At 63.9% G+C, this 11,221-nt stretch carries 13 protein-coding genes and 1 pseudogene; 2 read left to right on the top strand and 12 right to left on the bottom strand.

The annotated features are described in order from the left end of the window. The coding region (locus AC1DWI_RS04210; protein ID WP_477724423.1) for a class II glutamine amidotransferase at positions 1 to 174 on the top strand (174 nt) is incomplete at its 5' end. Between the two features lie 30 nt (positions 175 to 204). Here the strand turns inward: AC1DWI_RS04210 and gshB are convergent. From gshB to AC1DWI_RS04165, 9 genes and pseudogenes are all read right to left on the bottom strand, one after another. Further along, the gene (gene gshB, locus AC1DWI_RS04205) at positions 205 to 1,170 is read right to left on the bottom strand and encodes a glutathione synthase (RefSeq protein WP_477670706.1); all 966 of its coding nucleotides are present in this window, start codon (positions 1,168 to 1,170) and stop codon (positions 205 to 207) included. Then, positions 1,167 to 2,414 (bottom strand): annotated as a pseudogene (locus tag AC1DWI_RS04200) (benzoate/H(+) symporter BenE family transporter). Before AC1DWI_RS04200 ends, gshB begins: the two are co-directional and overlap by 4 nt. A 100-nt stretch (positions 2,415 to 2,514) precedes the next feature. Beyond that, positions 2,515 to 3,168, bottom strand: coding sequence for a DUF2238 domain-containing protein (locus AC1DWI_RS04195; protein WP_477670707.1), 654 nt, complete (start codon positions 3,166 to 3,168; stop codon positions 2,515 to 2,517). Next, the gene (locus AC1DWI_RS04190) at positions 3,165 to 3,638 is read right to left on the bottom strand and encodes an OsmC family protein (protein WP_477670708.1); all 474 of its coding nucleotides are present in this window, start codon (positions 3,636 to 3,638) and stop codon (positions 3,165 to 3,167) included. The genes AC1DWI_RS04195 and AC1DWI_RS04190 overlap by 4 nt, the downstream gene beginning before the upstream one ends. A 15-nt stretch (positions 3,639 to 3,653) precedes the next feature. After that, a complete protein-coding gene (locus AC1DWI_RS04185; RefSeq protein WP_477670709.1) occupies positions 3,654 to 4,586 on the bottom strand; it encodes an alpha/beta fold hydrolase in 933 nt (310 codons plus the stop codon). Positions 4,587 to 4,603: 17 nt separating this feature from the next. Next, a complete protein-coding gene (locus AC1DWI_RS04180) occupies positions 4,604 to 5,095 on the bottom strand; it encodes a nuclear transport factor 2 family protein (RefSeq protein ID WP_477670710.1) in 492 nt (163 codons plus the stop codon). 85 nt (positions 5,096 to 5,180) lie between these two features. After that, complete coding sequence (locus tag AC1DWI_RS04175; RefSeq protein WP_477670711.1) at positions 5,181 to 5,696, bottom strand: CinA family protein; 516 nt, start codon at positions 5,694 to 5,696, stop codon at positions 5,181 to 5,183. Continuing rightward, positions 5,693 to 6,232 (bottom strand): phosphatidylglycerophosphatase A family protein, encoded by a 540-nt coding sequence (locus AC1DWI_RS04170; protein ID WP_477670712.1) that lies wholly within the window; start codon positions 6,230 to 6,232, stop codon positions 5,693 to 5,695. The genes AC1DWI_RS04175 and AC1DWI_RS04170 overlap by 4 nt, the downstream gene beginning before the upstream one ends. Positions 6,233 to 6,234: 2 nt before the next feature. Beyond that, positions 6,235 to 7,149 carry a LysR family transcriptional regulator gene (locus AC1DWI_RS04165; protein ID WP_477724422.1) on the bottom strand — a complete coding sequence of 305 codons (915 nt, stop codon included), beginning with the start codon at positions 7,147 to 7,149 and terminating at the stop codon, positions 6,235 to 6,237. Between the two features lie 147 nt (positions 7,150 to 7,296). On the opposite strand from AC1DWI_RS04165, the gene AC1DWI_RS04160 reads away from it, so the two are divergent. After that, positions 7,297 to 7,488, top strand: coding sequence for a hypothetical protein (locus AC1DWI_RS04160; protein WP_477670714.1), 192 nt, complete (start codon positions 7,297 to 7,299; stop codon positions 7,486 to 7,488). Between the two features lie 42 nt (positions 7,489 to 7,530). Here AC1DWI_RS04160 and thiL read toward each other — a convergent pair whose 3' ends face one another. Genes thiL through AC1DWI_RS04145 form a run of 3 tightly spaced genes read right to left on the bottom strand, consistent with a single transcriptional unit; the run spans position 7,531 to position 10,947 of the window. Then, a complete protein-coding gene (thiL, locus tag AC1DWI_RS04155; protein WP_477670715.1) occupies positions 7,531 to 8,523 on the bottom strand; it encodes a thiamine-phosphate kinase in 993 nt (330 codons plus the stop codon). Between the two features lie 35 nt (positions 8,524 to 8,558). Then, complete coding sequence (locus tag AC1DWI_RS04150) at positions 8,559 to 9,698, bottom strand: YbdK family carboxylate-amine ligase (RefSeq protein WP_477670716.1); 1,140 nt, start codon at positions 9,696 to 9,698, stop codon at positions 8,559 to 8,561. Beyond that, entirely contained in the window at positions 9,688 to 10,947 is a 1,260-nt protein-coding gene (locus AC1DWI_RS04145; protein ID WP_477724421.1) for a cation:proton antiporter, read from the bottom strand. Before AC1DWI_RS04145 ends, AC1DWI_RS04150 begins: the two co-directional genes overlap by 11 nt. Positions 10,948 to 11,221: the final 274 nt, after the last annotated feature.

Below are 11,221 nucleotides of genomic sequence, written 5' to 3'. Positions count from 1 at the left end.
GCGCATGCCACGCTGAGCGACGAGGATGTGAGCGTGAATTTTGCCGAGCACACCAGGCCGACCGACCGCGTCGCCGTGGTGGTCACGGCGCCGCTCACTACCAATGAAAACTGGACCTCATTTGCGCCCGGGGAACTCAAGGTGTTTGAAGGCGGCGCACTCATCGCCGCCTGACAGCTGCTGCCCGCTTGTGCGATCAGGCCGTCAGGCGCCGGCTGTCGTGAGGGCCGACTCCAGTGCGTCAATGAACATGGCCGCCACGTCAAAACCGGCCTGGTCGTGGATTTCCTGGAAGCAGGTCGGGCTGGTCACATTGATCTCGGTCACATAGTCGCCGATCACGTCGACGCCGGCCAGCAGCAGGCCGCGCGCGGCCAGCACCGGGCCCAGCGCTTCGGCAATTTCAAAATCCCGCTTTGAGAGCGGCTGCGCCACACCCACGCCGCCGGCCGCCAGATTGCCGCGCACTTCGCTGCCTTGGGGAATGCGCGCCAGGCTGAAAGGAACCGGTTTTCCCCCGATGACCAGCACGCGCTTGTCGCCCTTGACGATCTCGGGCAAAAATTTCTGCACCATCACGCTTTCGGCGCCGTTCCTGTTCAGTGTTTCGGTGATGCTGCCCAGATTCAGGCCGTCTTCCTTCACGCGGAAGATGCCCATGCCGCCCATGCCATCCAGCGGTTTGAGGATGATGTCCTTGTGCTCGGCATGAAAGCGCTTGATGTCGGCCGCACTTCGCGTGACCAGCGTCGGGCCGCTGAATTGCGCAAACTCGAGGATGGCAAGCTTTTCAGGATGGTCGCGCAAGGCGGCAGGCTTGTTGAAGACCCTGGCGCCTTCGCGCTCGGCCTGCTCCAGCAGGTGCGTGCTGTAAAAGTATTCGCTGTCAAAAGGCGGGTCCTTGCGCATGACCGCCGCATCAAAACCCGCAATGGCTTCGCGGCCGTCGGGCCGGGCGGCATCGGCCGTGAACCACACATCTGCGTCGCCTGTCAGCGTGATGTGGCGCACCTGGGCTGTGACTTTCGCACCGGTCTCCCAGCTCATGTCGGCCGGCTCACAAGCGCTGACGCGGTGCCCGCGCCGCTGCGCCTCCCGCATCATGGCAAAGGTGGTGTCCTTGTAAATCTTGAATGACTCGAGCGGATCGGCAACAAAAAGAAGATTCATGGTGTGGAACGTGTCCCAGGGTTTGGCGCCGCCCCGGAGCGGGCTTCCCGGCGCTGTTGGCCGTATTGTTGTACAAAGAGCGCAATCGCGCCCGCGACGACACCCCAAAAGGCCGAGCCCACACCGGCTATTACGACGCCCGACAAGGTGACGAGAAAAGTGATAAGCGCCGCTTACCGGTGCGATTCCTCCTTCACCGCCGCGGCCAGGCCGTTGCCGATGGTACCCAGCAGCGCCAGCCCGGCAATGGCCACGACCAGCTCTTTTGGGAAAGCTGTCAGCAGGCCGGTGATCGCTGCGCCGAATATGCCGATCACGATGTAGATCGCGCCGCAGCATACGGTCGCGGTGTACCGCCTGGCGGGGTCCTCATGCGCTTCCCGGCCCATGCAGATGGCCGCCGTGATGGCGCTCAGGTTGAGGGCAAACGCGCCAAAAGGCGCCAGCACCAGCGTGGTCAGGCCGCTCAGCGTGATGATTTTTGACACCGGAATGCCGCCGTCCGGACTGTCCGGCCCATAACCGGCGGCGTGGATGGCTGCCACGCCCGGCAGATTCTGCGAAGCCATGGTCACCACAAACAGCGGAATGGCCAGGCTGACAATGGCGGCCAGTGTGAACTTCGGCATCACGAACACCGGCATCGCCAACGAAAAAGCGACCCCAGACCACGCCAGTTGCCCGCGCGCAGCGACAAACACAATGGCTCCGACCAGCGTCAGCACTACCGCATAGCGCGGCATCAACCGCTTGCCCAATAAGTAGATCGCCAGCATCAGCAGCACCAAAGGCAAAGCCGTTTGAGCTGCCGCAAAGGCCTGGATGCCGAAGCGCGCAAGCACACCCGCCAGCAACGCGGAGGCGATGGCCACAGGAATGCGGTTCATGACTTTTTCAAACCAGCCGGTGATGCCGAACAAGGTGATGAGCGCCGCGCTGACCATAAATGCCGCAACCGCCTCTCCCATCGAGAAACCGCCAGCCAGCCCTGCAGTAGCCAGCACGGCGGCACCCGGTGTGGACCAGGCCACCATCACCGGCTTTTTCAACCACAACGACGGCACAAGAGAGCACAAACCCATGCCGATGCCGAGCGCCCACATCCACGAGGCAATCTCGGCAGGCGTGGCGTTGAAGGCAAGGGCTGCCTGAAAGACGATGGCAACCGAGCTGGTGAAGCCGACCAGGACTGCGACGAAGCCCGCGGTGAAGGCGGCGAGGTTGAGGTCTTTGAAAAATTGCATGGGGGGATTCTGGCAGGGTTGGCACGCAGGGCATGAGGTCGCAAGAGGRAGAGCTGCCTTCCAGATGGATTCCACCCGATTGCTATGAATTCAATAGCGACTAGCGCCCAGCCCAATTGCCCTGCGGCCAAAGTTCCTGCAAACCCGACAGCTTGCGCATTTGCCGGTCATGCCACCGGCCCAGCAGCGTGATCGCCACCGCAGCTCCGATCAAGGCCATGAACATGTCCGACTGCGTGTCCCAGGGATCCCCCTGGGTTCCCAGAAATTCATCCGCGCCCTGACCCAGCGCCAAGGCGGCCCACCACTCCACCAGTTCATACACCGCGCTGATGGCCATGGCCACGCACACTGACAGAAACCCTGCCATGCGGCGGCTGCCCAGGTAGCCGCGCTGCAGCAATACCTCGCGTGCCACCATCGCAGGCACCAGCCCCTGCATGAAGTGGCCGATCTTGTCGTAAGGGTTGCGGCCCAGGTGAAACAAGTCCTGCAGCCAGAAACCCGGCGGCACCCTGGCATAGGTGTAGGCGCCACCCATGATCAGCACCAGCATGTGCAGCGCAATCAGCACGTACAGCAAGGTCGTCAGCGGGTAGCGCCGGCCCGTGGCCAGCAGTACCGGTGCGGCGATGACGGCGGGCGCCACCTCGAGCATCCAGGTGCCCCGGTCATACGGCGCCATCCCCGACCACACCAGCGCGGCCAGTACCAGCAGGCCGAGAGCGATCAGCAACGGCCTGCGGTCAGTCATGCGTCGCCATACACAGGCTCGCAGCGCACATCGGTTTTCACCGAGTTCGCGATGAAGCAGGCGTCGTGGGCCTCGTGGTGCAGCTTGTCGATCTCGGCGCGTGTCGGCATGCGTTCACCGGCAAACGCCACGTCAGGCCGCAAGGTGACGGTGGTCATGGCGACTTTTCCTTCCGCGTTCTTTTCCATCACACCACTGGCCGCATCAAAGTAGCGTGTCACGGAAAACTTGCGTTTGGCCGCGATCGACAAAAACCACAGCATGTGGCAGCTCGACAGCGAGGCGACGAATGCCTCTTCCGGGTCCATGGCTGACGCGTCCGACATCGGCAGGGGCACTACATGCGGTGAAGAAGAGCCCGGCACTTCGAGGCCTCCGTCGAAGCGGATCAGGTGCCTGCGGCTGTAGCGGTTTCCCGGGAAATCGCCGCCATTGATTTCCCACAAAACCTCTGCCGTGTAAGTCGACATGGCCGCCCCTTGAAGTCAGCGAAAGAAGTTGTGCAGCGCGGTGGCCGTCGCCACGGGCTGTTCCTCGGGGATGAAATGGCCCGCCGCCATGGCATGGCCCGAGACCTCGCCGCTGCATTGCGCCTCCCACAGCGCCAGCGGATCGAACATCCGGTGCACCACACCGCGTTCGCCCCACAGGAGCAGCAAATCGCAGACCACCTTCAGGTGCTGCGCGCGGCTTTCGCGGTCGTGGTCCAGGTCAATCCCGGCGCTTGCCCGGTAGTCTTCGCAGGCCGCATGCAGCGCTTCGGCGTTGCAAAAGCAGCGTTCATATTCGGCCAGGGCCTGAGGTTCGATGTAATTGAGCCCCGCGCTGCCCCAGCCGCCTAGCTTGGCGTGCAGGTAGGCTTTGGCGGTTTCGGGATGGTTGGCGCCCATCATGATTTCGGGCAGCGGCGCCGGCTGCAACATATGGAACCAGTGGTAGTAGGCACGCGCAAACGCCATGTAGGGCTCCGTCATGCTGCGGCCTTCATACATGTCCAGTGTGGGGGCGATGTCGATGATGCAGAGTTTTTGCACGCGTGCCGCATAGTCCAGCGCCAGCCGGTGCGCCACACGCCCGCCGCGGTCGTGGCCGCTGAGGTAAAAGCGGTCCACACCCAGGGCATCCATCACCCCGACCATGTCGTGCGCCATGTTGCGTTTGCTGTAGTTGCTGTGGTCGGGCAGGCCTGCGGTTTTGGAAGAGTCTCCGTAACCCCGCAAATCGGGCATGACCAGGAAGTAGTGTTTTGCCAGGCGTTGCGCCACGCGGTGCCACATCACATGCGACTGCGGGAAACCATGCAGCAGCAACAGGGCCGGGCGCAGCGGATCGCCCGGCACGACCCGGGAAAACCGCGCGTTGATGGACGCGCCGTTGACCTCAAAGCTGCGTGATTCAAAACCGTCAAACCAGGACATGAAAACTCCCGTTTGGATCAACTCTTGCGTTGGGCCAAGTATTTTTGCAGATTTGCTGCCGCCTGCGCGCGCACCTTGTTGCGCAGGAAGGGCGTCCAGCCCAGCAGCAGGCCGGGCGCGCCCAGCGCCTGCCGCGACCAGGTCCAGAAATCAAAGTGATCACGGTGCCGCGTGATCAGGCCCTGTTCATTGAATTCAAACGCACCGTCAATGCTGTTGTGCACCATGCGCCCGGTGGCGCTGAAGCGGTAGTAGGCATCCCAGTGCGACTTTCCCGTGCTCGCGCCGGCTTCCAGCCCGCTGTAGGTGAGCTTCCATACATCCATGCCCTTGGCTTTTGTGGCGTCGCACAGCATGTGCCACATGCCGGTGACCTCGCGGTGCCCCCGCAGCGAAAACGCCGCGTCGTCGAAAGCGGCGTCCGGGGCGTAGCAGGTCGCCATGGTGTCGGAATCCAGCCGTGTAAAAGCGCTGTAAAACTTCTCGAGGGTGGCCTGGTTGGGGTGCATGGTGTCTCCTGGGTGGTTGTTTTCGGGTGGCCTCGTGGCTTCGCGACTCTATAGCGCTTCGGTTTGTGCCGGCGTCGCTCACGCGTCAGCCGGCTTCGCGCAGCAATTGCAGCAGCCGCTGCAGCGCATGCTGCACCGTGGCGCTGCGCACCGCGGCCCGGTCGCCGTCAAAGCGCCGGACTTCAGACACCAGCCGGCCGGGAAGCGCAAAACCAAACCATACCGTACCGACGGGTTTGGCGGCACTGCCGCCCGTCGGGCCGGCCACCCCGGTGACCGCCACCGACACCTGTGCACGGGAGTGGCCCAGGGCGCCGGAAGCCATCGCACGGGCCACTTCCTCGCTGACAGCGCCGTGCACGGCAATCAGCGCAGCGTCGACACCCAGCAGTTCGTTTTTCGCTTCGTTGGAATAGGTGACAAAGCCGCGCTCGAACCAGGCGCTGGAGCCCGCCAGGTCGGTGCACGCCGCCGAGATCATGCCGCCGGTGCAGCTTTCGGCCGTGGCGAGCATCCAGCCCTTTTTGAGCAATAAATCGACCACCAAGGCAATAGAGACGGGCGCAAGCAGCTCCTCTTTTGATAGCAATGTGCTGCTCACCAGAATCTCCAGAAGGCGATCACCAGCAGGGCGCAGAACGCCGCCACGAAGTCGTCAAACAAAATCCCGAAGCCGCCGCGCCAGCTAAAGCCCTTGAAAGCCTGATCAGCCCATGCCACCGGGCCGGGCTTCACGGCGTCAAAAAAGCGAAACAGCAAAAACGCGGCGAGCTGCGCTTCGAAGCCCGCCGGCATGACCAGCCACAACACCAGCCAGAAGGCCACCACTTCGTCCCAGACGATGTTGCCGGGGTCGAGCACGTTCATGGCCTTCGCGGTGACGGTGCAGGCCCACCAGCCAATCAGGGTAGAGGCGGCAATCAGCCAGCCCATGTCGGCCGGCGACAGCCACTGCTGCAGCACCAGAAAAGCCAGCCAGGCCCAGAGTGTGCCGGCCGTGCCGGGCGCCACCGGGCTCAGGCCCGAGCCGAAACCGAGGGCGATGAAATGCGCAGGATGCGACAGCAGGAACCGGACATTGGGCCGGAACCGCGCCGGGCTGGGGGCTTCTGGTGGGGGGGTGAATTCGGATGTCATGGTCATGAGGCTGGGGCCGCGCTGGTTTTTTCCAGCCACTCGGCCCAATGGTCGATACAGGCCTTGATTTTGGGCAGGCGGTGGCGGTTGGTGAGCGTAACGGCGTAAATCGGGCTGGGTTGTTCGTCGACAAAGTCCGCAAGCACCGGAACGAGCAAGCCTTGGCGCGCCAGCGGTTCGGCGACCAGCGTGGCGCAACGTGAAATACCCAGGCCCTGCAGCGTGAGCGTGGCGGTCATGCCGGTATTGTCGGAGCGCCAGGATGCCTTGGGCACGATCACGCTGGGTTTCCCGTCAATCACGAAAGGCCAGTGGTTGAGCATGGGCACGCCGCTGTTGGTGATCAGCCGGTGGTTATGCAGTTCGTCGGGGTGCCGGGGTGTTCCGTAAGCCTGAAGGTAGCCCGGCGCAGCATACAGCCGCCGCCCCAGCGCACCGATTTGCCGGGCAACGACCGTGTCGGTCACCGGTGTGCCGGTGCGAATCGCGATGTCGATGCCGTCCCGCGCCATGTCCACCAGCCGGTCTTCCACCTGGAGGTCCACGCACAGCTGCGGATGGCGCCGGTGCAGGCTGTCAAAACTGGGCGCCAGCAGGTACTGGGCGACCACCGTGCTGGCCGCCACACGCACCCAGCCGGTGGCTTGCCGCGACTGGCTGKCAAATTCGCCTTCCAGCTCGTCGAGCGTTCCCACGATGCGGCGGCAGTACTGCAGAAAGGTTTCGCCCTCGGCGGTGGGCGCCAAACCGTGCGTGGAGCGATGGATCAGGCGCGTACCGCAGGCTTTTTCGATGCGGCTCAGGCTGCGCGAAACCTGGCTGACCGGTACGTCGCGTTCGCGGGCAACGGCCGAGAGGGTGCCCAGCTCGGCCACGCGGGCAAAGAGGAGCATGTCGTCGAAGCCAAGGTTGCGCATGGGTCAATGGTAACCAGTACAGGGCCTGCGGGCGGCTTTGCAGCCAGCGCAAGACCCATTTGCGGACCATGCCGTTTCCGGCGGGCCGTGCTTTTCCTACAGTGCTTTCACCCCCCGCAAACCCCGGGGACAGAAAAGGAAAACATCATGAGCCGCACCCTTTCGCTTGACGAGCACAACCGCCTGATCGATCTGGCCGGGCAGCGTGCGAGGCAACTACGCCGCGAGGCCGTGGAGAATTTCGGCAACGGGGCCGCGCCGGCCGCCCTGCGGGCAGCAACCCGGTTTGTACAGAGTCTGGCGCGCCACGCCCGGCTGCGCAAACAGACGGGGACCTGAACCACGCCGGTGCCGGCGCACAAACGCGCTGTCTTTCCTTGTCTATTTCCCGACAAAGTGATCAAACGAGGAGAAGTGCTGCGAAACAGCTTTTCCTTGTGCATCAATCAGTCGAAGGCCTGGCTGGGAGTCGATTTTCCCGATGCGGGTGACGGGCGTTGCGGCAAGCCGTGAAGCTGCCCGTACGGCCTCACGCGCGGAGGGCGGCGCGGTGAAGGCGAGCTCATAATCATCCCCGCCTGCCAGTACGCATTCCAGCTGCTTTTCATGGGGAATTGTGCCTTCGGCCCAATCAGGACAAGCGCGGACAGCTATCAAATTGATAGTAAGCGAGGTGTCGATGGTAGCGCCGGCGCCGGATGCCTTGAGGATGTGTTGCAAGTCACCCAGCAGGCCGTCGCTCACGTCGATGGCTCCAGAGGCAACATCCCGCAGGGCCAGGCCGAGGGCGACGCGCGGCGTGGGTTGTTCGAGCCGCTGGCGGGTCTGTGCAAGGACGCCTGGAGGCAGGGCCAGGGCGCCGCGCAGCGCCTCCAGGGCAAGCCGGGCGTCACCCAGCGTGCCGCTGACATAGATGTCGTCGCCGGGCTTTGCGCCGGAGCGCAGCAATGCCTGGCTCTTGCCGCCGACCACAGGCACTTCGCCGAACACCGTGATGCAGATGTTGAGCGGCCCCTGGGTGGTGTCGCCGCCCACCAGTTCGCAGCCGTGCGCATCGGCCAGCGACAGCAGGCCTTGCGAAAACGCGGCCAGCCAGGCGTCGTCGATAAGGGGCAAGGCCAGGGCCAGTGTGAATGCCAGGGGCTGGGCGCCGCAGGCGGCGAGGTCGCTGAGGTTGACGGCCAGCGCCTTGTGGCCCAAGGTAAAAGGATCTACATCTGCAAAGAAATGCCGGCCCTCGACCAGCATGTCGCTGGAGATGGCCAGTTGTGTGCCGGGCGCGGGCTGCAGCAATGCACAGTCGTCACCGACACCCAGGACGGCCCGGCCGGCGGGACGCGTGAAATAGCGTGCGATCAGGTCAAATTCACCCATATGCCGAGCATACAAGGGTATCCGGCAAAGCCGGATCAGGGATGTTGTTGGTGCGTGACGCCACCGCGGAAACGGTCGGCCGCCTGGCGTATGACTTCGGCCAGCAGGTGTTCCTCGCCCTGCTTTTCGCGCAGCCAGCGGGCGTCATTGTCGGCACGCTCCACGCTGTTGCGCAGCAGGTGCAGCGACGCACCGGCACCCATGCCGGTGGCATGGCGTTCAATCTGTGCCATGGTCAGCAGGATGTGCTCGCGCAGCGGCATGTGCCCGCCCGTGGCCGGGTCGACATAGACTGCGTCCAGCCCGAAGCGGCAGGCCTGGAAGCGGTTGTAGGTGTAGACCAGGTAGTCGTCCTCGACCGGCATGAAGGGCTGTTCGTGCATGAACCAGGAGGCCAGTGACTGCACAAAGCCGGCCAGCGCGGTGGCACGCTCCACGGTCATCGGGGTGTCGAACACGCGGATCTCGATGGTGCCGAACTCCGGCTTGGGCCGGATGTCCCAGTAAAAGTCCTTCATGCTCTTGACCACGCCGGTGCGCGTCATCTTGTCGAAGTACACGGTGAAGTCGTCCCACGTCAGGGCAAACGGTGCACGGCCCGATAGCGGGAAGGCAAACACGGAGTTGAGGCGCGCCGAATCAAACGCTGTGTCTTGCCCCTGCACGTAAGGCGAAGATGCCGACAGGGCAATGAAGTGCGGGATATAGCGCGACATGCGGTGCAGCGTCAGCAGGGCACTGTCGGCGTCGGGGCAGCCCACGTGCACGTGCTGGCCGAAGATCGTGAACTGCTTGGAAAGGTAGCCGTACAGCTCCGACAGTTCGCGAAAGCGCGGTTTGTCGTAAATGCGGCGCTCGTGCCATTGCTGAAACGGATGCGTGCCGCCGCCCACCACCGCAATGTTGAGCTTGTCGGCGCTCTTGACGAGCGCGTCGCGAATCTGCGAAAGCTGGCCCAGCACCTCCGAGGCGTTATGGCACACGCCGGTCGAGATCTCGATCATGCTGGACGTCATCTCCGGCACCACGGCGCCGGGTAGCGGAATTTTGGCCATCAGGCGCAGCATGTCTTCGGCATACGGCGCGAGGTCATAGTCGTGGGTATTGACGAGCTGCAGTTCAAGCTCGACACCCAGCGAGAGGGCTGCGGACTTCTGGAAAGGTTCAAGACTCATGAACAGGTCCTGTTGAAGGGCTGCGTGTGAGCGGCGCCCAGGGTTTGGAGCTTTCGCCCGAGCGGTAGATGGCCACGGTGGCGAGCACGGCACCCAGCACTTCCATCAGCAAGATTGCAGGCAGGGCCACGCTGGCAATCTGACGCCCCGTGGCGCCCGAGGCCGCCGCAAACTGTGAAACCAGCAGCAGCGCCACCGATGACATCGGCGACATCGCGCAGCCGACCCAGAGGGCCTGCTTCCAGCTGGCGCCGCTGCCCACGTTACCGATGGCGACACCGGCAATCTTGGCAACCATGCGGGCCACGACCATGCCGATGACGAGCCCGGCAACAGGCCCGCTCCAGTCTGCTTGCGCGGCGACCACGGAGACCAGCACAAACATCAACATGGTCAGCATCGACGAGGCAGTGCCCATCTGCCGCGGCCATGACCAGGGGCGCGGGTTCAGTTGCTTGAGCAGCATGCCGCCCAGCAGGGCCGCCAGCGGCGCCGAGCCGCCGAAGTGGGCTGCAAGCGCCGCGCCTGTGGCGATCAGTGCCAGCAGCAGGATGGCGGTGTTCTCGCTGGTGGGGCTCATCACCCGCAAGGCGATGCGCAATGTGAGGGCGAGCACAGCGCCGACCACGACGGACAGGCCCAGCACCACCAGCACTGCGTAGAGCGGGCTTGACAGCGCGGCTTCGCCCCGCGGCATCAGGCCGGCGCGGGCGCTGCACAGCGTGAGGGYATACAGGGTGCCCAGCGTTGACAGCACCAGGGCGCGTTCCGTCACCGGTCCGGCGGCACCTGTGTCGATCGCCACACGCGAGAGAACGGCCGGTGATGCGGCCATGGCCAGCAGCGCGAGCGACTCCGCAACGATCTCGCGCACGCCCAGCTTGCTCAGGGCCCAGTGGACAAAAACATAGGTGAGGGCAGATTCAGCCAGGCTTTGCACCAGCACCATGGGGTTGTGGCGAAACCAGCGCAGCGGAATGCGCCCGCCCGCTTCAAACAGCACCACGGCAACGCCCAGCTCCAGCAGGAAAAGCCCGGTGCCCTGCAATGGCCACACGGCGCCGGTAAAACCGGCCAGTCCGGCCAGCCCGCCGACGAGTGAATAGCCGATGACCTTGGGCAGGCCTGTGTAGCGGTTGGCGAGGTGGCCGGCAGCAGCCGCTACCGCCAGCAGAATGGACCATTGCACGGTCGGCAAACCTGCCGACGGCTTGATCCACTCAGCCCATATGGCCAGAATTTCGTTCATACGGGGTTGTCTCCACTGTCGTCAGGACTTCTTCTACAAGCATGCCCTGTGTCTGCGGCATGTTGCGCGTTGAGTGGCCAGCCTTGGCGGCATGAAGCCSGGTGGTGTTCCTGAAAAGAAACGTTGCATTAATTTACAGGCGCCTCGCGGCGGGACCTGTAGGACAAGACCTGAACATGAAGCACACCCCTATCGGGCTCACTGCGTGTAGCCCTTTTCCCCTTGCAGGGGACGGCGCCTGCGGCCCGGCAAAGCCGGTTCCGCGGCCCCTGCT

This window comes from Polaromonas sp. P3_C2, from assembly GCF_056402675.1.
This window is presented reverse-complemented; position numbering and strand designations above follow the sequence as displayed.